The following is a 21,050-nucleotide window of genomic DNA, read 5'->3' on the forward strand; positions in this document are numbered from 1 at the left end:
AAAACAAGGGGTTTAAAGGTTCGGAGGCAATTTTCTTCGGAGTGGAAAGAAGCTTTTTTTTGGGCCGCTTATATAGTTCATAATTCTGGACATGAGAGATAAACTGTAGGATAATAGAGGAAATCCATAGATTTCTTGCTAGAACGGAGAACGAAAGGAGGCGCTGTCGACCTCCTTTTCTCATGGAATAGTTTAGCTGCAGTCATTTCTCCACTAGAAATTGAGGATGTAATCTATTATTAATCGGGGTGAACGGATTGCGTAAGATGAAGAGGACAAGGACAAATTGGAAAAAAGCAGCGGTCGGAACCGTACTGGCTCTGAGCTTAAGCCTGCCGGTGAATGTTATGGCCAATCCTGTGCCCGCGAAAGTAACCGTTGAAGCGGCATTGTCCGAATTGGTTCCGCTCAGAGTGGTAGCTGAATCAATCGGGGCCGAGGTCGCTTGGAATCAGGAGACTTATCAAGCTGAAATCCGTCGCGGCGATCAGCAGCTAACGGTTACCATTGGAGAGCACAAGGCGATCATGAACGGAACCGAAGTTCAGATGGAGAAGGCCGCCCAGTTGATTAATGAGTTAACGATGGTCCCGCTGGAAGCCATTGAACAAGCTTTCCAGGCTGATCTTGATTGGGATGAGGAGGACGGTCTCCATATTAATAAAGAAGACCTGGTGTCCTTGAGCGGATTTATTATGAATCAATTATTTAGTGGAAATTATTCTGAGATTCCGGATCTGATCAGTGATCCTCTGAAGAAGGCCCTGACTCCGGAAGTCATTCAAATAATGGGAATGCAAGTTATCGGTATTTATGGAGCGCCTGAGAAATTGATCACTGTGCAGCAGGATGACAATGCCGTGCATCATAACGTGAAATTGACCTATATGACCGCCAACCAAATTCCGTTAGAAATTACCCTTCGCTATAATCAGGATCGGTTGTTGAACGATCTTTTTATTCCTTACATGGGAGCCGCCGGGTACGAAAAGCCTAGCTATGAAGATCCAGACGCTTATACGGAGAAAGAAGTCGTCATTGGAGAAGCACCATTCCTGCTGCCGGGCACCTTGACGCTGCCGCAAGGGGAAGGTCCGTTTCCGGTCGTAGTCCTTGTTCATGGATCAGGGATGAATGACCGTGATGAAGCGGTCGGAGCCTATAAGCCATTCCGGGATATCGCCGTCGGGTTAGCTGCTCAGGATGTGGCGGTGCTTCGTTATGAGAAACGGACGCGGGAATATCCTTATCAATCCAGTGCGATTCCCAATTTCACCGTTCAGCACGAAACGGTGGAGGACGCTCTTCATGCTGTGAAATTGTTGCAGTCTGAGGATAAAATCGACCCCGAGCGGATTTATTTGGCTGGACACAGCCAGGGCGCTATGCTTGTCCCCCGGATGATCGAGGCTGATGAGGCGGGAAGTGTGGCCGGAGCGGCAGTCATTTCGGGGCCGTCCACTCCTCTGGAGGATATTCTTCTGTGGCAATTTGAATCGCAGCTCAAGTACGCCAAGGAGAACAATGTTCCTGAAGAACAAATTGCTCAGCTCGAGCAGCAGGTTGCCCTTTATAAGGAAGATCTGAAGGCGATTAAAGATCCGGAAGTACAGACGGAGCCGGAGAATTTCAACTTTGGCAATTTTGCTTGGTGGAAGGACTTTAGCAATTACTACGGTGGAGAACTAGCCAAGGATCAAACCGTTCCTCTTATTATCATGCAAGGGGACAACGATTCTCAGGTTCCGGCCAAGGAATTGGATGGCTGGAAGGAAGCACTCTCTGCCCGCAACGATGTAGCTTACAAGCTGTATCCTCGAATGAATCACTTCTTGATCGAAGTGGATCAGCCTTCAACCGGGTTGGAATACGCGGTGCCCGGCAATGTATCGAAGCAATTGATTGACGATCTGGCCGAATGGATCAAGAAACAGAATTAGGAAAGAAACTAGTCAACGCAAGCTGCCGGGGATTCCCCGGCTTTTTTCATGCCGACGAGATCGAACGGAATCTTTGCCGGCTGCTAAGAGCGAAAGAAAGTCGAGCTCCGTTGCCGGGCGACAGCCATTCAAATAACAGCCAACGCCAGATGGCGTTGGCTGTTTCGAAAGTAACGGTTCTCCTTGAGTTGTTAGATCCATGCTAAATGTGCGGGTTCTCATTTTCTCTGTCGGTTGAATAGGCTGGCCAGCTTGATCATCCGATCAGCCGCAGCAAAATCATGCCGCAGAAAGCGAAGACGATTCCGGCGGTCTCCTGTTTGTTGAATTTTTCCTTCAGAAACAATCGTGCATAGAACAGGATAATCAGGACGTTCATGGCTACGACCGCTGAAACAAGCCCGGTCACGCCATATTTAAACGCAGGAAGGATAAGCAGCATTCCGGATATATTGCTTATTCCGACCACGAGCCCCCAGAGAATAGTTTTGGAAAATGACCAGGAGGGAACAGTCTCCTCATTGGACGCTTGTGCAGCTTGGGCTCGCGTTTTCTTCAAGCTCAACAGCCAGGAAACAAAGAACAGCACCATTCCGGTAGCATACATGACGACCAAGGTCGGAATGGTCTCTCCTCCCCATAGCATGGCCTGCTTGGAGGCGACGTCTGTAATACCGAAAGAAATAAGGGTAATGATTCCCCATTGTACGCCCTTCAAGTTAGAGAGGGATAAGTCGCTGGAATAGCGGATTAATAAAATACCGCTGATGATGACCAGAAATGCGGCCCCCTGTCCCCAGGTCAATGCCTCTCCCCATAAAGCATAGGCCATAATAACAACGACGACCGGAGGGAGTCCGGCCAGAATAGCGATTAATGAGGCCTTGCCGACGGCAAAGCCTTTATACATGGCCGCATTGGCGGTAAATGAAAATACTCCCATCAAGAGGCCGATCCAGACGGCTGGTGACCATTCCGGCTGGAGAATCAAACTCAGTCCGACAGCAATCAATGTCCCGGATAAATAAACACCGAACAGCAGCAAATTGCGATCCAGAGGCTTTTGGGAAGTCCACTGGTATAGTATGCCTCTCATTCCGAAGAACAAACAGGCCAGGCTTGCATAGACGAGCCACATGAACTACATCAGATCCTTTCTAGTCATACTATGAAGTTAGCAAAAAGTCACTCTTTCCACTATAGGCAGACTCTTGAATTCCGTCAAGGTTGACCTTCTTCACTTTTCTCTGTGCATCAAACACATGCTTCAGTAAAGATAGAGGCCAGAAAAGCATCCATGACAAACAGGTGGGATTTTAGTAGAATAGATCATTATTAGCAGATTATATAATGAATTGAAATTTCACAGGGAGGGCTTTAGAATGGGCACCGATCAGCAGGCTGGTTTTTTTGGTTCTTTCGGTGGCAGCTTCATACCGCCGGAATTACAGCAAGCTATGGATTATTTAACGGAGCAATTTGAGAAATATAAAGACGATCCTGATTTTATTGAAGAGTATCAATACTATTTAAAAGAGTATGTCGGCCGCGACAATCCGCTGACGTATGCAAAGCATCTGTCGGAGAAGCTGGGCGGAGCGAAAATTTATTTAAAAAGAGAAGATTTAAACCATACCGGTTCTCATAAAATCAACAATGTGCTCGGGCAGATTTTGTTGGCAAAGCGGATGGGGGCGAAACGGGTTATTGCCGAAACCGGAGCCGGACAGCATGGAGTGGCAACGGCAACCGTGTGTGCGATGTTCGGTATGGAATGCGTGATTTATATGGGAGCTGAGGATACTCGTCGGCAAGCGCTCAATGTCTTCCGGATGGAGCTGCTCGGTGCGAAGGTGGTGCCGGTGAACAAAGGTCAGGGCAGGCTTAAAGACGCTGTAGATGAAGCGTTAGGAGACCTGGTAGCCAACTACAAGAACACGTTCTATTTGCTTGGCTCTGCGGTAGGACCGCATCCGTTCCCGACGATGGTCAAGCATTTTCAATCGATTATTAGCGAGGAGTCGAAAAGGCAAATCATCGAAAAAGAGGGCCGTCTGCCGGATGCTGTTATCGCCTGTGTGGGGGGAGGCAGTAACGGAATCGGTTCTTTCGCACACTATATCGACGAGCCGTCGGTTCGGTTAATTGGAGTGGAGCCGGATCAGGCCCCTACTTTAACCCAGGGGGTTCCGGGAATGCTGCACGGCTTCAAGTGCCTAGTGCTGCTGGATGAGCAGGGGGAGCCTCGGAAAACCTACTCTATCGCCGCCGGTCTCGATTATCCCGGGATTGGTCCGGAGCATAGCTATTTGAAGGAATCCGGACGGGCCGAATATTATGCCGTTTCTAATGAAGAAGTACTGGAAGCCTTCCAGGTGCTTTCTCGTACGGAAGGGATCATTCCGGCTTTGGAGAGCGCTCATGCGGTTGCTTACGCTCTGAAGCTGGGTCCGACACTTAGCCACGATCAGGTGCTGATTGTTAATCTGTCGGGTCGCGGTGATAAGGACGTCGAGCAAGTGTTCGAAATGCTGAAGGAGAAGAAGTAAGGAATACGGGGGCAAGACGGTCTAATCGTATATCATGCGGACCGTCATGCCCCCGTCTATCACTAGGTTCTGCCCGGTGATGAAGCCCGAGCCTGAGCCAGCCAGGAATAAGCAAGCCTCGGCAATGTCTTCGGGAGTGCCGACCCGGCCAACCGGGTGCTGCCGCTGGTCCCGTTCACTATGGTGTGGAGCGGACGCTCGGGAGGACAACTGCCAGTCCGACGTTTCTATCCAGCCGGGACTGATCGCATTCACGCGGATGCCGTAAGGACCGAGGCTGACCGCCATGGAGTGAGCCAATGCGAGAAGCCCTCCCTTGGAGGCGGAATAGGCTTCGGTATCGGGCTCGGACATAAGCGCCCGGGTCGAAGCGATATGAATAATGCTGCCGCTGCCCTGTCTTCTCATCACTTGCGCGGCTTGCTGTGAGCACAGGAACGCTCCCCGCAAATTAACGGCCACGACGCGGTCAAATTGTTCCGCGGTCAGCTCCAGCATAGGCGCGTTGCGGCTAATTCCGGCGTTGTTCACGAGGACGTCGATCCGTCCATATTCCTCTTGAGTCAGGCGGAACCAACGATGCACCGCCTCTTCATCCGCCACATCCGCACGCAGGAACATAGCCTGTCCTCCCATTTGCCTTATTCGTCGGATAACTTCAAAACCGGCCTCTTTATCCAGATCGGCAATGGAGACAGAATATCCCTGGGCAGCAAACTTCCAGGCGATGGCTCTGCCGATTCCTTGCCCCCCTCCAGAAACAACGGCAACCTTGTTCATGGCGTCTTCCTCCTTTTCCACTATTATACGAAAAAGCCATTCGATATTGAAATGTTCATTGCTTTTTCGACAAAGATTCGAATACTATAGTACTAGCGCAAATTTATCGGTCAATTAGCGCAGGTCCGTGAATAGCCGGCAAATCTGCTGGTCCTGTCAGGACAAGGACAGATGATTTGAAGCTTTTGGAGAGGAGGGACGGAATTGGACTCATCCAAAGGAAATAAACCGCAGAGGCAAATTACATATCAAATCGGGTGGAGAAAAGGTAAGATTGAATACGATCCTCAGCGCAAACGAGGCTCCAATGCCAAGAAGCCAGGTTCCTTACTTACTGCAACAGCCTCTTCCAAGAACAATTTCAAGCGGAAAAGGGCGGCCGACGATCGGGCCCGGAGAGATTCCCATAGCAAGCAAGTCTTGACGGCATCCTCGGCGAACTATCCCGCGTTGCTTTTAACAGGCTCTTCCCGCTGGTTATGGATAGAACTGCCCTGGCTGCCGGCTCGAGCAGCGGAGGTATTGTTATGGATGCTGCCTGCCATCAGCTTTGGGCTTATTATTTGGGTTGTTTATTCGCTGATGCACTATTAGAAGAAAGGGGGGATCGAGATGTATTCCATGTGGGCCATTTTTGCCGGAATAGTTGGCTTGATAGTGACCGGAGCAGCCGTATATACATTGTGGCACGTCTATTCAAGTATTAACCAGACGAAAGAAGGACAGCCTCAGGATTCTCATAACTCATCCGGGCAGCGGCCGGGAGTGGGGATTTATTTTTTAAGGTGGACTGTTCTGGACGCCGCCATGCTTGCTCTATTCGCTATCGGGATGCTGTTTTTATTTGTTGATTTGTTGTCGGTCATGCGTAATCCGGAGCAGTATCCTTATCATCACTATGCGTATATCCTGGTCGGCTTTATTTTCAGCTTTCTCGGTATGCTATTCATGATTGTCCGGCTGTCTTTAACGCTACAGAGTACCCGTATGCCGGGATCTGGGAAGGAGCATCATAATCAGCCAGAGCAGGCTGACTCCACCGAATAAAGGATACAGGACGGACAATAACTTGCTGAAGCCTATTTGACTGACCAAGTAGCTGATCAGCAGAATTAAGAGAACCAGTTTGGTCTGAGAGAGCTTCGTTCGCTGCTCTAACTGCAGGGTAAGACCATAGGCATCTGCGACAAAGGTCGTGAAGATTTCTCCGAAAATAACAAATACATACATAAGCTGAAGAACAGGTCCTAAGTGGTGGATAACTTGTCCCATGGGAATTTCGAATTGGACGATTCCAGGCATACGCGCAGCCAGAGCTATATGTGCGGCAAGGAGCATTAGACTGATCCCGACCCCGCCGAGAAGACCTCCCCAGAACAAGATGGAGCGGTCGCGAATGGCCGAACCGAGCGGTACGAGGACGGCTTGTGCCATAGCCAGATTAAAGGCGGTATATAAGAAGGGGGAAAACCAGATCCTCCAGCTGGAGGAATCGGTCGATAGTTTCAGCCAATAATCCGCATTAGGCATAGAGAGAGTGGTCCAGACGACCAGGATAGAGAAAGCCATCATGACCGGCACGACAATCGAATTCATAGTCAGTATTCCGTGAATGCCCCGAGACAGAACGAAATAAGAAACTATGATCGTGAGCCACAAACCCGCCTGATAGGACATGTTCAATTGCTCGGTAAAAAGAGAGCCCGCACCTGCCAGCATAATGGTGGTAACACCAAACAGGACAATCATCGTAAACAAGCTTACATAATTTCCGATTCGTTCCCCGAACAGCATCCGGTTCAAATCCTCATAAGAACGAGCCTCCATTTCATTAGCCAACAGCATCAGCTTTATTCCAATCCATGTAAAAAGAAGACAGGAGAGAGCGATGGTCCAAGCGGCGGCGGACCCGAACCGTGTGAAAAATTGCAAAATTTCCTGTCCAGTGGCGAAACCGGCGCCAACCACGGTCCCGATATAAGTAAAGGACACCTGTAAAATTTTACCTGTTTTTCGCATAAAAATACCGCCCCCTTTGTCCATACCCGAATTACTATAAGGTATGTCCAAGGGAGCGGAAGCATGACAATCTTACGCCGTTAAAGCATGGCTTTAATCCGTTCTTGCATCGTTCATTGCATTTGCACTTCGTTAAACAATTTGATCGATTGAATTTTGGCTGTTTTGGGGTCGATGTCGAGCTTGAGTACGGTTGCCTCATTAGAATACGCGATGACGTAATTGGTGTTCGTATCGGGCTCTCCCAAGGCATCGATGGCGTCGGAAGCTTTTTGTCCGAGCTTGAGTCCATTCAGACCGGGATCGATATCCTGCGATTCAATGCTTATAAATTCGATGCTGCCGGCATGGTTAATCCCTACTGTAAAGTCGGTATAATCCATTACGGTAATAGGGTCATTGGGGTCATCCATAACAAATTCGCTGTCCGGTTCTCCGAAATTGTCTATTGCCGTTTCTCTTTTGTCTGCAATGGAGAGACCCATTAGCATCGGCCGCTGGCTGTCATAAGCTTCGATTTCCGGTCTTGGTTTAGCAGACGGCTTCTCCTTGTCGCCGGTCGGGGTGGCTGTCTCCTGAGGGTGCGAGATTTGTGTTCCGTTAACTGGAGCATCTGCCACTGGGGGATCAGAAACGGGAGTCGGAGGCACGGTGCTGGCTTCGGTCGGTTGGTCGGTCGTTGTTAAGGGTGTCGGGGCCGGTTGAGCATGGCTGCCCTCACTTTGGCAAGCGCTGAGGACGGTAATGGCGGCTACGGCCAGTCCAACCAGGACAACCCTTTGAGTAAAGGGGTACATGATTCTCTATCCTTTCGTAAAACTGCTGATGTTGGAGCCCGTGATAACGGCGAATCGGTCGAACAAATCTTTCTCTACATATATAGACATCCTAAGAAAGCAAAAAGTTTCATTTTTTTTGCAAAAATACAAAATTAGTTATCTCTTTAACATTCTCTTGATAAATCGGGAAAGGCTGTGATAAATTTTAAAAAACAAGCAACGGAAGCCGATGTTGATGAACGGTAGCGAAATAAAGCCTGAATTCGGTGGAGCCAGCGATAGTTTACAATGGGAGGTTGGTCATACAGATGGATCGATTAAAACAGAAAATACGGGAGCATGGTATTGTTTTGTCCGATCAAGTTCTGAAGCTCGACGCTTTGCTTAATCATCAAGTAGAGCCCTCACTTATTATGGAGATGGGGCAAGAATTTGCCCGTCGGTTTCAGGGGGAATCCATTACGAAAGTTATTACGGTAGAGACTTCGGGAATACCGGTCGCTTTTGCAACGGCCTATCATTTTGATATTCCGATGGTTTTTGCGAGACGCAAAAAGACGCTAACGACGGATGCGGATAGCTACATCGAGCGCGTTCCTTCTTTTACAAAAGGGATTGTGACCGATATTATGATATCGAAGTCTTTTCTGGCTCCGGAAGATCGATTGCTGTTTATTGATGACATCATCGCTAATGGGGATGCGGCACGGGGGCTGCTGCGGATAATTGATCAGGCCGGCTGCGAGTTGGTGGGAATGGGTGTGGTCGTAGAGAAATCGTTCCAGAAGGGTGCTCAAACGATCCGGGAGCAAGGAATAAGGATGGAATCTCTGGTCAGCATTGCGGGGTTAGAGGATGGCGTTATTCAGTTCGATTCATAAGTCCGGGAAGGAAGCAGAGCCTAATGATCCTAACAAAAAAGTAAGCAGGTGGATTATGGATAGAAGCTCTTTGCCTTCCCAACACCGCTGTTTTTCGTTATAATTAAATCAGGACTATAGAGAGAGGAGGCATTGCTATGGGGAAAGAGAATATTCCGGATAATTTCTTTGAAACCAAATTGACGGAAGCCAAGGTTCACTTTGAACGTGCCCTGGAATGCAAGCACACCGAATTCGATGACCTGTATCCCTATATGATTGAACATCCTCAATTTTTTTGGTACAAACGATATGTCGCTTGGTCTGAATTGCTGACGATCGTTAAGCTGTGCGGCGAATTAGAGGTTAACTGGAAAGAGCAATTTACGCCTCAACAGATCGAGTACATCGAATCTAGAGTGATGTCCGGCAAAGTGTTGGATTGTTGGTATGAATCTAAGGAGCATGTCGGCTAAGACATCTTTGGATATTCGAATTTGCTAGGACCTAAAAGTGATAATCACTTTTAGGTCTTTATTACTATAATGCTTTTTCGTTACTCTTTTTGAGGCAAAACATTCATGCTCTCTATATGTTTTCTTGTTTCCGGTGTCCCCAAGTAATGAAGCGCCTGATAAATTTGCTGAAGATTGGTGTCGTACCAATCGTTTTCTTTATCATGGGAGTATTCCCGGAATGGAATAGTGGCTCTTGCGGCGGTGCTGGTTGCGGCTTCAGACGTATCTTCAAATAATTCTTGCAACTTATCTAATTCGTCATCCGTTGCCTGGATTACGAATTCATAATTGAATGGGGGTTCTGGCAAGATTTCTCCGTGACTGACCGCCACATAGTAAGTTTTTTTCTCCATGTAGTCCTTCTCCTTCCAGTTTGTCCCTAAGGAAGAATTGCTTTGCGGCAGTCTTATTCTGTCCTATCGCTTCGTTTCCTATGTATTAATGATCTTCTATTAGTTAAAAATGAACAACTTGTTGTATGTTATATTTATGGAGAGCAAGGATCATCAATGAATCTGAGGAAAACCGTGATTCGATGGCTGTAATGTGAATCGCTTATGTGATGATAATTTTATAGAGATGACGGGAGGGATACGGAATGATTTCAGATGAGGAGTTGAACCGTTACCGGCTGGATGGAACAAGAATAAGGGTGGTTAGAGATGCAGATCCGGCTAATGACGTGAGAGGATTCGTCATGGCGTGGGATGAAGAGACGGTTCTTATCCGTAAAATGAATCGTAAAGTGATCAAGCTGGATAGAAATTATTTATACCAGCCATTCAGCGAAGAACGGAAGGTACCGGAATGACTGTGATTGATGGAGTACAACAGAAACTAATCCAGTGGGATGACAGCCCGTGTCTCTTGATCTCTGCGGAGAAACCTCTCTACACGCTAAATTCTTCCATATGGAGAGGAGGATTCTCCCAATGCCGTTACTTGATTAACCGTCAAGTGAACAAGGATTACGATTGCGAGGATCCGGTTAAGGAAATGGAGCAATTCCTTACAAGGGCCGGACTTCCTCTTATGGAGACGGCTGGCATGCTGACGGCGGCCAGAGTTCAGGATGTAGGAAGCTCTCAAATAAGCGAATCGGGAATTCGGGTCAGCACTTGGGTGACTGCAGGACTTAGCAACCCTTCGAGGGCGGGTTCCAGACGTGAGCCCCAATATCACTTCCCGGGAACGATTAATACTATAGTATTGGTGGAAGCCGTCTTAACCGACTCGGCTATGGTAAACGCGGTCATAACAGCAACCGAAGCCAAAACAGCCGCTCTCCAGGATCTGGAGGTACAGATTGGGGAAGAGGAAGCAACGGCTACAGGAACGACTACTGATGCGATCATTATCGCCGCTACCCAAACGGGTGTTCCGTGTGTGTATGCCGGGACGGCGACCGAGCTTGGATATAGGATTGGACGGACCGTATACGATGCGGTTTATGCATCCGGACAGCGTAATCTGCACTATTGGCGGGAACGCATCTATCCGCAATAGGCGGTTGGAAACGGGAAAGACACTGGAAAAGTGTTAAGTAAAGGCACTTAAAGTAGTATTCCTAACGGCGCATATGGACATAATTGCCGGCTATAATGCTGATTTCTGCCTTAACCATACTCCGGGACATAGTTAAGCTTCCTCTATTCTCACGGCAAATGTACTTGCAGCGGATGCCTTGGGCGTCTTTCACTTCGCTGTATATACGGATTCCGGCCGATCTTAGCCGCTGCTTAAGCTTGACCAGATCGATCTGGATCATCTCGAGCACTCTCTGCATGACGACAATGTTCGGAAGGCAAAGCTTGTTGGCTTGATCCTGCATCCGGTCCATATCACGCCTAATCATGGTCAATAAAACGGGCAGCAGTACGGCTTCCTTAACTAATTCCGATTCTTCCAACGTTGTGTGCGGTGGCTTGCGGACTAGCGTTCTTGTCGTCATAGGATGCGAACCTCCGTTCGTGTATTTGTTTTTATTGTACTGGAAAAAACCGTAAAACGCAAGATCAAATGTTGAAATAATATATGGAAAATATCTTAAAGAAAATGTTTGACAACGTATGGGCAAGCATGGTATATTATTTCTTGTCGCCGCAACAATCTTAAACCAGAGAGTTCGGCAAACATTATTCGCGGTCGTGGCGGAATTGGCAGACGCGCACGGTTCAGGTCCGTGTGGGCTTACCCCCGTGGAGGTTCGAGTCCTCTCGACCGCACCATATCCGTTAATAAAACCCTTCTTTGGAAGAGGTTTTTATTTTTTGTTCTTACATTACAGTAATTGCCGACTGAAAGCCCCGGTTTTAATCGTAGGATGAAAGACGGCTTTGCCAGAAATTTCACCTTACCAATATTTTCTTAACTGCAAAATCGAACGTGCAAAAAGTTTAATCGAAAAGAATAAAGATATTTATTCAGCAGTAGCTGACTGCGGTTTTGTTGATTTAGCCCATTTAAACAGACATTTTAAAAGTGTATATGGAACAACGGCATTTGGTTATAGGTCACATATACATTGAGGGGAACATTGAAGTTGGGCAGCTCCGGCTTTGGGTTCAAGGGTTAAATGATTACGGTTTAAAAAGAAAAAACCGCGGGTGAGGACAAGCGTGATGTCCTCATCCGGCCGCGGTTTCTTCCATTATTTCAAGCAGCGGGCGATCTCCGAGAAGATGACGCCAAGCGCGTAGGCGCCTGCATCCGGATAGCCCAGGCTGCGTGCGCCGACATTGCCGGCGCGCCCCATTCGGGCGACGATTTGCTTCGTTGTCTCGGCGCCTTCCACCGCAGCTTGTGCCGCTTTACCAAAAGCGGTTTTAAAGTCATCGGCTGCCGCAGCGCTTGCCGTGAACGAATCTGCATAAGGCACCAAGGCGTCAATCAGCGTTTTGTCGCCAACGACGGCGCCTCTGCCGAAGGAACGCTCCCCCATTGCCTGAATGCCTTTGACCGCGGCTTGCAGCATTTCCGCATATTCCGCAACAGTCAGTTCCGCTTTATCTCCCGCCGCTTTGCCGGCCGCGCGGAACGCCGAGCCCCAAATCGGTCCGGAAGCGCCGCCGCAATACTCCATAATGACCATTGAGCATGTGTCCAGGAAAGAACCGATTGTTAACGTCTCTTGGGCCAACATCATGCTCCATTCCCGCTTTAACTGCTTGAATCCGCTGGAGACGCTCATCCCGAAATCGCCATCCCCCGCATGCGAGTCGAGTTCGCAGAACAGAACTTCATTGTCGATAATGATTTCGCTCATTTTATCGACGATGTAGATCATGTTTTGTAGAGTTAGCACACCGTTTTGTACCGCCGCGCAATGTTCCGGCGTTTCTGTTTTGAAGGAAACCGGTCGGTCGTCGTCGGCTTCCTTGCTGTTCGCATATTCGACCTGCGGTACCGGACCGTCCACCCGGAATGCCGGCGCATGACATTCTTTGGATAGCAGCGCTTTCAGTTCGTCATCGAGCTTCGTAATCGTCAGCGACATGCCCGCCATATCAATGCTCGTCATATAGTTGCCGACAAACGTGCGGCAAATCCGGATGTTCCTGCCTGCGAGTTCGCGAACCGCCGCGTTGTTAAACAAGTACAATTCATGCAAAGGGGTTGCTCCGAAGCCGTTGACGAGCACGGCAACTTCCGCGTTGTCCCCGTCTTGAATGCCCAGATCGTTTAACAGTTCGGTCGTCATCCGCTTGGCCAGTTCGTCCGCGCTGACGATTTTTTCCCGCCGTTGTCCCGGTTCGCCGTGAATGCCCACGCCGTATTCCATTTCATCTTCGCCAAGTTTGAACGTCGGCGACCCGTGTGCAGGAACGGTACAAGATGTGAGCGCCACGCCGATGCTGCGCGTGTTATGTGCTGCTTTCTCCGCGACTGCTTTTACTTGCAGCAATTCGCGGCCTTCTTCGGCGGCAGCTCCGGCAATTTTATGGATGAGCACCGTGCCGGCGACGCCGCGGCGTCCAACCGTGTACAAGCTGTCTTCAACGGCAATGTCGTCATCGACGCGCACATATTCCACTTGGATGCCGTCTTCTGCGGCCAGTTGAGCGCCGTTTTTGAAGTTCATGACGTCGCCGCTGTAGTTTTTGATAATCAGCAGCGTCCCTTTTTGGCCCGCAGTTGCTTTAATTGCTTGGTATACCTGAATTTGGGATGGGGATGCGAACACATCCCCGCATACGGCGGCATCCAGCATCCCTTTGCCGACAAACCCGGCATGGGCCGGTTCGTGCCCGCTGCCGCCGCCGCTGATCAAGGCGACTTTGTTTTCGTCCAGCTCCTTTTTCTTGATCACCTTATATTTCTGGATAAACTCCAACTCCGGATAGGCCATGACGAGCCCATTGCACATTTCCGCGACGAGCGTCTCCGGTTTGTTGACGATCTTCTTCACTTTGCCATACCTCCTGCGATCCATAAATTCCAAATGGTTTGATTAATCTCCATCATACTATGAAAGCGTTTTATGGGGAACGGACAAAATCGGCAAACTGTCAAACAACACTAGCTTCAATAAACATTGGGATTTTGTTAAGATTAACAGTAATACTAGGGTTAGGAAGATGATAATGACCACTTCGCTCATTACCAAAAAGATCATAGCCAACTCCTTGAAAAAAGTGATGGAAACCGAATCGTTCCACAAAATTTCCGTAAGCGATATCATGCAGCATTGCCAGATGCGCAGGCAAACGTTTTACTATCATTTCGTGGACAAGTATGAGCTCTTGGGCTGGATATACAAAGAAGAAACGAAGGAAAACATCGAGGACTTTTTGGATTATGAGAAGTGGGAGAACATTTTCGACTTGCTGATGGACTATTTCTACGAGAATCAGCGGTTTTACCGGAGGGCGTTTAAAGTAATCGAGCAAAATTCGTTTAACCAATATTTATTTGAACATACGAAAAGTTTATATATTAAAATCATCGATGAACTGTTGAGGGACAAGCCGATCCCTATCTCCGAGGTGAACAAAAATAGGCTGGCGTCGTTTTACAGTCATGGGTTTGTCGGGACGATCAAAGATTGGATCGAACATCATTGTTCCATTCAACCTTCGGTGCTGTCTTCGCTCATCAAAGAGATGATCCGTAATCAACTGGTGCTGCTGAGCATACCGGGAAAAACAAAGCAGGGTGGAGAAACCAATGACGAAAATCATTAACGATGTCCAAAATATCGTCCGCAATATGCTGCACGGATTCTATTTTGAGCATAAAGACCTGGTGTCCTATAATGCGAAATATAATTTGATATTCCGTAAAGACCTCGGGAGCATGGCCCCGCATGTCGTACTCATCAGCGGGGGAGGAAGCGGCCATGAGCCGGCAGATTTCGGCTATGTGGGCGAAGGCATGCTTTCCGTTGCGGTTGCGGGTAAAATTTTCTTGCCGCCGACGGCGGAGCAAGTGTTGGAGGCGATCCGCCTCGTGGACAGGAGCAGAAGCGTGCTGCTCATCATTAAAAACTTTCCTGCGGACGTAGGCAATTTTCTAGCAGCCGAAGCTCTGGCCAAAGAAGAAGGGCGAAGGGTCGACCATATCATCGTTGACGACGATGTGTCGATCGAAGATGACGTGACGTACAACAAAAGAAGAAGGGGCGTCGCCGGTACCGTGCTGGTCCATAAAATATTGGGGGCTGCCGCGCGGGAAGGCTTCACGCTGGAGCAATTGAAGGAACTCGGCGAGCAAGTGATCGGTATGCTGCACACATTGGGAGTGGCGCTGTCGCCGGCGAACGATCCGACGAAGGGCGAACCGTCGTTTACGCTGCAAAACAACGAAGCGTTTTACGGCGTCGGCATCCACGGGGAGAAAGGGTACCGCAAAGAGGTTTTTTCTTCTTCGGAGAAGCTCGCGGTCGAGCTGTTCAATAAGCTGAAAAGCGTATACCGTTGGAGAAGGCAAGACCGCTTCGCGATTCTGGTCAACGGTTTAGGCGCGACCCCCCTGGTCGAACAGTATGTGTTCGCCAATGACATCCGCCGCTTGTGTGAACTGGAAAACCTGGATGTCCGGTTTGTCAAAATCGGCACGCATTTGACTTCGCTTGATATGAAAGGGATTTCGCTCAGTTTTCTGAAGCTCGAAGATCCAAAGTGGGAAGTGTGGCTGAAAGCGGACGTTGCAGTAGCGAAATGGTAAGATGGCGGAATCATGAGACAAGTCAAGCCCCCGGCCTTGAAGCCAGGGGCTTCTTGAAATTAGGAGACATGTTTTTCCTGTGCGTTGGCCGGCGGATTTTGGCGCCGCGGGGCGATGCTTTTGGCGGAACCGATGGTCACCCGGGCAAGCACGACAATCGCAGTGAGAATCCCGATTAACAGGGACAAGGAGTTGCTCGAACCGCTCACAACCAAAGCTTGATGAAATTGTGCGCCCATAACGCCGCCAATGATGGGCCCTGCGACGGGAATCCACGCATATTTCCAATCGGAAGCGCCTTTTCCGGCAACCGGAAGGAGGAAATGGGCAATCCGCGAGCCCAGGTCACGCGCAGGATTGATGGCAAATCCCGTCGTTCCGCCGAGCGATATGCCGATTGCCGCTATGAAGAATCCGATAATGAGAGGATTGAGCCCGTCGGCAAACTGGTTGGCCCCGATCGACAGCAGGCCGAACGTGAACACCGCCGTTGCCAACATTTCGCTGATCAAGTTGGACGGCGTATGGCGGATGGCCGGGCCGGTTGCAAAAACTGCAAGTTTTGCGCCGGGGTCCGCCGTTTCTTTCCAATGCGGATAATAGAACAGCCACAAAATGATCGCGCCCCAAAAAGCTCCGATAAATTGCGCCAGTACGTATGCCGGCACTTGCTCCCATGGAAAGGCGCCGACCGAAGCGAGTCCGATCGTGACGGCCGGATTTAAATGCGCGCCGCTAATGCTGCCCACCGCATAAACGGCGACGGCGACCCCCAACCCCCAGCCCAGCGAAATGACGATCCAGCCGGAATTATGCGCCTTCGACTTGTTCAGCACAACGCCGCCTACAGCGCCGCAGCCGAACAGCACCAAAATCAAGGTTCCTATGACTTCACCCATAAATGGAGACATGCTGATTACCCCTTTCAAAAGTTTATACAGATTTCATGATTTCATATTAGGGTGTAAGCGCTTTACAGTAAACGGACAAAAAAGTGGAATTGTCAAAAAAGAGGAAACTATGGATACATTTTTTCCCATGAGGAATTGATGCCTGAACCTGTGACAGTCGCCATCCAGAACGGCGAATTCTGGTGATTTTGCCAACAAACTATCCGGCGACACGTTTCTGATCTGCTTTTTCTGGCAGAGCAGCCTTCATGAGATTATGAGCTATTCTTTACCCGTTTCTTCCTTAGTGCACCATTCAACGCGTAGTTCGCCATTCAACATATAGCATCATTTAACGCAGTCTCGTCAATGCTACCACCGCTCAAAGCTACCTACAACCGTTCTACTTCAACTTGTAGAAAGCCTGCAATTGTGCATCCTTTCCGGCCGTTCTACCCCATTTCCGCAGCAAAGCCTGAAAAAATACATCTTTTTGCTCGTTCCAAGTGAGGTCGGGGCGTTTCATAAGAAAATTAATGCACTATCGCAGCTTTTCTTTCGAATGATCGAACGTGGTCCATAATAGATGCACTATCGCAGCAATTCGTGTACACCTATAGACACTTGAACGTACACGATATTACACCGCCGACTGTTGAAATTGTTTAAGAATGTTAAGTGCATACGCGCTCAGGGTCAGGGCAAGGGTAGAGGCAGGGGTAAGAGCAAGGGTAGGGTGTTCGTTTTATTCCAAACGACGGATATGGAGCTGTATAGGGAGTTTTTTGAAGTTTTAGAGACTTTTAAAGCATTTCATTAATTTTCTTTTCCCACTCCATGTCCTATCCTTTCTTTAGTTCAATTTATATAGTAAAAAAAGAAATCAGAAGAACGGACGTAAAAAAACGACTTGACTGACGATGAAATCCAAGTTATGATTTTAATCAGTAATTTAGTAAATAAGTAAATTAGTAATTTAGTAAACTGAACGAGGGGAAATAAGCTCTGAGCGACAACGACAAGATGAATCGGTGACCGTCTTCGTGCACTATCAAAGATATTAAAGGATATGGGGTAATAAAAATGTTTTCCAATCAATATGTTCGAACCATTATCTTCTCCCGGGTGCTGTTGCAGTTGGGAATTTGGATCCGGAACTATGCCGTACTTCTTTATGTTACCAATTTGACGAACAATAATCCGCTTTATGTATCTCTGATTTCGGTTGTGGAATTTGCTCCGATCTTTCTATTCGGCCTTATTGGCGGGACCCTTGCCGACCGATGGCGGCCAAAACGCACAATGGTATGGAGCGATTTGCTGTCAGGTATGTCCGTTGGGGCTGTGCTGCTTGCCGTCATGAATGGCGGATGGGTCGCACTTCTCATCGGAACGTTTATTTCAGCCAGCCTGTCTCAATTTTCTCAGCCTTCGGCCATGAAACTGTACAAGCGGCATGTGCCGGCTGAACAACTGCAGAGCGTGATGGCGATGACCCAAACTCTTGTAGCTGTTTTTATGGTTCTGGGTCCGATCATCGGCACGTTTATATTCATACAGTTTGGAATTCAAGCATCTTTGATCCTGACAGCCGTTCTGTTCTTGGGGTCCTCGCTTGTATTATCGTCGCTTCCCCGTGATACGGAGGAACCGAAGTCGGGGAAAGCCGGCGGCTTTATCAAGGAGTTGACGGATGGCCTGCGCTACATCGGGTCTAACCAATCCTTAAGAACACTTGGTTTGACTTTCTCGGCAGTCGGTTTGGCATCAGGGCTGACTCAGCCGCTTCAGATCTTCCTTGTCATCGAGAATTTGGGACAAGACAAACCATTTCTGCAGTGGTTGGTGATGACCAATGGGGCAGCCATGTTGGCAGGCGGAGCTGTCATCGTAGCGGTGGCCCCCAAGGTGAAGCCACAACTATTGCTCTTGGTAGGCTTGCTTGTCACTGCCGTCTGTACGGTTGGAATGGGCGCGTCCAAACAAATTTGGCTGACCCTTATTCTGTTGGTGATCAGCGGTTTGTTCTTTCCTTGTATTCAAGCCGGGATCCAGACGCTTCTTATCCGGAATACCGAAGGGGAATTTATTGGACGGGTATTAGGAGCGATCACGCCTATTTTTATGGGAATGATGGTCATTGGCATGTTCATCTCCGGCTATCTCAAGGATACGTTCTCCCTGCCGGGTGTATATATGGCGAGTGGTGTTTTTGTGATGATCGGTGCACTTTTACTGCTCCCTATTGTGGTTAAGGAAAGAAGTAAAGCCAAAACGGGTCCAGCATCATGACGGGCAAGGAGGAGAGAAGTCAATGCAAGAAAGTAAAGAATATTATTTGTCACCTGAGAGACCATGGAGTGATGCAGAAAAAAAGCTGGTCTGGAAAAAGCCAGTATCGCATAAGACCAGTGAGGAAGAACGTCGGATTAGTAAAGAGGTAAAACGGAACTGGAATCGCGGGGAAATGAAAATTGCCAATATATTGTTAGAAGGCGATGCCGGTTCTGGCAAAACCCAATTAGCGAAAGCATTATCAGCGAATTTCGGGCTGCCCTATACGAAAGTGACCTGTTTTGCAGATATGGACAAATCGGATATTATTGGCGCTATTTTGCCGGTGATTTCTTCTGAACAATTAGAGAAACTGGACCCTGGACAGAAATGCATTTTGAAAGCATTATATGAAAGCGATGGTTTTCAAAGCACGACTGAGATTTTAATGGATGTATTGGGGCTTACCCAAGAACAAGCAGCCTTAGAGATAAAGCAATTGCTGGAGCTCGTTGAGGAACATACGGATGGAGAAGCCGTGGAGTATCGTTTTTACCCTTCGGAGATCGTCAGGGCTTATCAGAACGGGTATCTTCTAGAAATCCAAGAACCCAACGTGATTCGGGATGCCGCGGTACTCATGGCGTTGAACTCTGCTCTGGAACTGGATGGCAGCATCAATCTTCCTACCGAAATCATACGAAGACATCCGGACTTCATCGCAGTCATTACAACAAATCGCGGATATGTAGGGTCAAGGCCGCTAAATGAATCCCTGCGCGACAGGGTCCAACACTCGGAGAAGATGGATCTGCCCACCAAAGAAGTCATGATAGAACGCGCCATGGCCAAAACCGGTTATCAAGATGAAGAGGTATTGGGCGTGTTAGCAGATGCGATCATGATTTTGGATACAACAGCCCGGGCCAATGCAATCAAGGGCGTGGCTGGAATGCGTTCCTTGTTCTACTGGACAGATGCGGTTGCGGGAGGGGCCTCGGCCAAAGAATCTCTTTATCATAAGGTCCTCTACAAAATAACTACCGATTCAGAGGAAATTAAGATATTGGAAGAAGCACTTGAAAAGCATGATCTGATAACTAGTTTAGAGACCATTACGAATGGGGTAAAAAAAAACGAAAAATTAACGGCGATGCCATAGAAATCAAGACATGGGGAGATATAGCCGTCACTAATGTTGATGATGACAAGATGGTTGACGAAGAGGGGATCGCACTAAAAAAGTCTGCGGATAGCGAAGAAAGCTCTTCCCGTGTATCCGATGAATCAACCGACATGAGAAGTACGGATACCGAAGAAAACGGCTCTCCGCAATATCATCAGGCCAACCCCGAGCCCATGTCAGAGGATGCGAAACAAAAAGAACGCGATTTCCGTAAAAAGCTCAATCAAGCCGCAAGAAAGATGGTGTCCGATTCCATTCATGAAAAAGTAAAGCTCATGGTTCATCGTCCGGATTACGATCAGGAAGTCCAAAAGGAATATTTCAGTCTAAGCAAGGAACTCATGCCGATCGTACAGGAAATTGCCAGAAAGACGCTTCCGCTCCTGGAACATGAAACGTCTTCCGAATTTGAAAGGAATCGTTACTATGGCAGCAAGTTTCAAGCGGACAGCGTCGCTTACAGGGATTATAGGTATTTTGCCAAAAAACGTCCTCCATCGGAATCCCCTTCTCTGGTAGTGGGACTAAGGGTTGATGAATCGGCATCGATGTCGGCCTTTGGAAGACTGGAAGCAGCTAAACGAGCAGTCATTGCGGTGTATGAATTTTGTCAAATATGTCATATTCCTGTTTTAATCTACGGGGATACTGCCGATGTTTCCAAGATGGAGCAAATGTCGATCTTTGCCTATGCCGACTTTGATAAACCGGATTCCAATGATCGATTCAGGCTGATGCGAATTCAGGGAAGAAGCAATAATCGTGACGGAATGGCCCTTAGAATTATGGGGGAAAGGTTGGCCGTTTCAATGCAGCAGACAAAGCTGTTGATTAGCATCAGTGATGGACAGCCAAAAGCAATGGACGATTATACCGGGAGTTATGCCATTACAGATATGCAGCAAATAATAGAGGAATACGAACGGAAAGGCATTACCTTTCTTGCCGCGGCAATAGGTCAAGACAAGGATGTCATCAGTGAAATTTATGGTCATGAGAGATTTTTGGACATTACAAATTTAAATGAGTTCCCTGCAAAGTTAGTTCGGATCATCGCTCGGTATTTGTAATTTTCATGAATGTTCATTAG

General features: G+C 48.3%; 21 protein-coding genes, 1 tRNA gene and 1 pseudogene. 15 read left to right on the forward strand and 8 right to left on the reverse strand.

Annotation, left to right across the window (positions count from 1 at the left end):
- Positions 1–266: 266 nt before the first annotated feature.
- Complete coding sequence (locus KJS69_RS15550; protein ID WP_213584689.1) at positions 267–1,940, forward strand: alpha/beta hydrolase family protein; 1,674 nt, start codon at positions 267–269, stop codon at positions 1,938–1,940.
- Between the two features lie 256 nt (positions 1,941–2,196).
- On the opposite strand, the gene KJS69_RS15555 is transcribed toward KJS69_RS15550, so the two are convergent.
- The gene (locus tag KJS69_RS15555) at positions 2,197–3,078 is read right to left on the reverse strand and encodes an EamA family transporter (RefSeq protein WP_213584690.1); all 882 of its coding nucleotides are present in this window, start codon (positions 3,076–3,078) and stop codon (positions 2,197–2,199) included.
- A 244-nt stretch (positions 3,079–3,322) separates the two neighbouring features.
- Between KJS69_RS15555 and trpB the strand changes: the two genes are divergently transcribed.
- Positions 3,323–4,489, forward strand: coding sequence for a tryptophan synthase subunit beta (gene trpB / locus KJS69_RS15560; protein ID WP_213584691.1), 1,167 nt, complete (start codon positions 3,323–3,325; stop codon positions 4,487–4,489).
- Positions 4,490–4,510: 21 nt separating this feature from the next.
- On the opposite strand, the gene KJS69_RS15565 is transcribed toward trpB, so the two are convergent.
- Positions 4,511–5,269, reverse strand: coding sequence for an SDR family oxidoreductase (locus tag KJS69_RS15565; protein WP_213584692.1), 759 nt, complete (start codon positions 5,267–5,269; stop codon positions 4,511–4,513).
- 204 nt (positions 5,270–5,473) lie between these two features.
- On the opposite strand from KJS69_RS15565, the gene KJS69_RS15570 reads away from it, so the two are divergent.
- Positions 5,474–5,863, forward strand: coding sequence for a hypothetical protein (locus KJS69_RS15570; RefSeq protein WP_213584693.1), 390 nt, complete (start codon positions 5,474–5,476; stop codon positions 5,861–5,863).
- An 18-nt stretch (positions 5,864–5,881) separates the two neighbouring features.
- Complete coding sequence (locus KJS69_RS15575; protein ID WP_213584694.1) at positions 5,882–6,316, forward strand: hypothetical protein; 435 nt, start codon at positions 5,882–5,884, stop codon at positions 6,314–6,316.
- Here the strand turns inward: KJS69_RS15575 and KJS69_RS15580 are convergent.
- Both KJS69_RS15580 and KJS69_RS15585 read right to left on the reverse strand, forming a co-directional pair.
- Entirely contained in the window at positions 6,242–7,288 is a 1,047-nt protein-coding gene (locus tag KJS69_RS15580) for a YkvI family membrane protein (RefSeq protein WP_213584695.1), read from the reverse strand. The two genes, KJS69_RS15575 and KJS69_RS15580, sit on opposite strands and share 75 nt — an antisense overlap.
- Before the next feature lie 113 nt (positions 7,289–7,401).
- Positions 7,402–8,085 (reverse strand): hypothetical protein, encoded by a 684-nt coding sequence (locus tag KJS69_RS15585; RefSeq protein WP_213584696.1) that lies wholly within the window; start codon positions 8,083–8,085, stop codon positions 7,402–7,404.
- 290 nt (positions 8,086–8,375) lie between these two features.
- Between KJS69_RS15585 and KJS69_RS15590 the strand changes: the two genes are divergently transcribed.
- Both KJS69_RS15590 and KJS69_RS15595 read left to right on the forward strand, forming a co-directional pair.
- Complete coding sequence (locus KJS69_RS15590) at positions 8,376–8,948, forward strand: xanthine phosphoribosyltransferase (protein WP_213584697.1); 573 nt, start codon at positions 8,376–8,378, stop codon at positions 8,946–8,948.
- A 137-nt stretch (positions 8,949–9,085) separates the two neighbouring features.
- A complete protein-coding gene (locus KJS69_RS15595) occupies positions 9,086–9,403 on the forward strand; it encodes a hypothetical protein (protein ID WP_213584698.1) in 318 nt (105 codons plus the stop codon).
- An 80-nt stretch (positions 9,404–9,483) separates the two neighbouring features.
- Here the strand turns inward: KJS69_RS15595 and KJS69_RS15600 are convergent, their stop codons facing one another.
- The gene (locus KJS69_RS15600) at positions 9,484–9,798 is read right to left on the reverse strand and encodes a hypothetical protein (RefSeq protein WP_213584699.1); all 315 of its coding nucleotides are present in this window, start codon (positions 9,796–9,798) and stop codon (positions 9,484–9,486) included.
- Between the two features lie 245 nt (positions 9,799–10,043).
- Between KJS69_RS15600 and KJS69_RS15605 the strand changes: the two genes are divergently transcribed.
- Both KJS69_RS15605 and KJS69_RS15610 read left to right on the forward strand, forming a co-directional pair.
- The gene (locus KJS69_RS15605) at positions 10,044–10,256 is read left to right on the forward strand and encodes a hypothetical protein (protein WP_213584700.1); all 213 of its coding nucleotides are present in this window, start codon (positions 10,044–10,046) and stop codon (positions 10,254–10,256) included.
- Complete coding sequence (locus KJS69_RS15610) at positions 10,253–10,951, forward strand: adenosylcobinamide amidohydrolase (RefSeq protein ID WP_213584701.1); 699 nt, start codon at positions 10,253–10,255, stop codon at positions 10,949–10,951. Before KJS69_RS15605 ends, KJS69_RS15610 begins: the two co-directional genes overlap by 4 nt.
- Positions 10,952–11,012: 61 nt before the next feature.
- Here KJS69_RS15610 and KJS69_RS15615 read toward each other — a convergent pair whose 3' ends face one another.
- On the reverse strand, positions 11,013–11,396 hold the full coding sequence (locus KJS69_RS15615; RefSeq protein ID WP_213584702.1) for a YhjD family protein: 384 nt from the start codon (positions 11,394–11,396) through the stop codon (positions 11,013–11,015).
- 190 nt (positions 11,397–11,586) lie between these two features.
- Between KJS69_RS15615 and KJS69_RS15620 the strand changes: the two genes are divergently transcribed.
- Positions 11,587–11,673: transfer RNA gene (locus tag KJS69_RS15620), tRNA-Leu, on the forward strand.
- A 117-nt stretch (positions 11,674–11,790) separates the two neighbouring features.
- Positions 11,791–11,973 (forward strand): annotated as a pseudogene (locus KJS69_RS15625) (helix-turn-helix domain-containing protein); the annotation flags it as partial.
- A gap of 122 nt (positions 11,974–12,095) precedes the next feature.
- Here the strand turns inward: KJS69_RS15625 and dhaK are convergent.
- Positions 12,096–13,853: a dihydroxyacetone kinase subunit DhaK gene (gene dhaK, locus KJS69_RS15630; protein WP_213584763.1), complete on the reverse strand. Its 1,758-nt coding sequence runs from the start codon at positions 13,851–13,853 to the stop codon at positions 12,096–12,098.
- A 175-nt stretch (positions 13,854–14,028) separates the two neighbouring features.
- Between dhaK and dhaS the strand changes: the two genes are divergently transcribed.
- Positions 14,029–14,628 carry a dihydroxyacetone kinase transcriptional activator DhaS gene (dhaS, locus tag KJS69_RS15635; RefSeq protein WP_213584703.1) on the forward strand — a complete coding sequence of 200 codons (600 nt, stop codon included), beginning with the start codon at positions 14,029–14,031 and terminating at the stop codon, positions 14,626–14,628.
- Entirely contained in the window at positions 14,612–15,610 is a 999-nt protein-coding gene (gene dhaQ / locus KJS69_RS15640) for a DhaKLM operon coactivator DhaQ (RefSeq protein WP_213584704.1), read from the forward strand. The genes dhaS and dhaQ overlap by 17 nt, the downstream gene beginning before the upstream one ends.
- A 59-nt stretch (positions 15,611–15,669) precedes the next feature.
- Here dhaQ and KJS69_RS15645 read toward each other — a convergent pair whose 3' ends face one another.
- The gene (locus KJS69_RS15645) at positions 15,670–16,521 is read right to left on the reverse strand and encodes an MIP/aquaporin family protein (RefSeq protein ID WP_213584705.1); all 852 of its coding nucleotides are present in this window, start codon (positions 16,519–16,521) and stop codon (positions 15,670–15,672) included.
- A 1,062-nt stretch (positions 16,522–17,583) separates the two neighbouring features.
- Between KJS69_RS15645 and KJS69_RS15650 the strand changes: the two genes are divergently transcribed.
- Genes KJS69_RS15650 through KJS69_RS15660 form a run of 3 tightly spaced genes read left to right on the forward strand, consistent with a single transcriptional unit; the run spans position 17,584 to position 21,030 of the window.
- A complete protein-coding gene (locus tag KJS69_RS15650) occupies positions 17,584–18,792 on the forward strand; it encodes an MFS transporter (protein WP_213584706.1) in 1,209 nt (402 codons plus the stop codon).
- Positions 18,793–18,814: 22 nt separating this feature from the next.
- Positions 18,815–19,936, forward strand: coding sequence for an AAA family ATPase (locus KJS69_RS15655; RefSeq protein ID WP_213584707.1), 1,122 nt, complete (start codon positions 18,815–18,817; stop codon positions 19,934–19,936).
- 50 nt (positions 19,937–19,986) lie between these two features.
- Positions 19,987–21,030, forward strand: a complete 1,044-nt coding sequence (locus KJS69_RS15660; RefSeq protein WP_213584708.1) for a vWA domain-containing protein — start codon at positions 19,987–19,989, stop codon at positions 21,028–21,030.
- Positions 21,031–21,050: the final 20 nt, after the last annotated feature.

It is taken from the genome of Paenibacillus sp. J2TS4 (assembly GCF_018403245.1).
GTDB lineage: Bacteria > Bacillota > Bacilli > Paenibacillales > NBRC-103111 > Paenibacillus_L.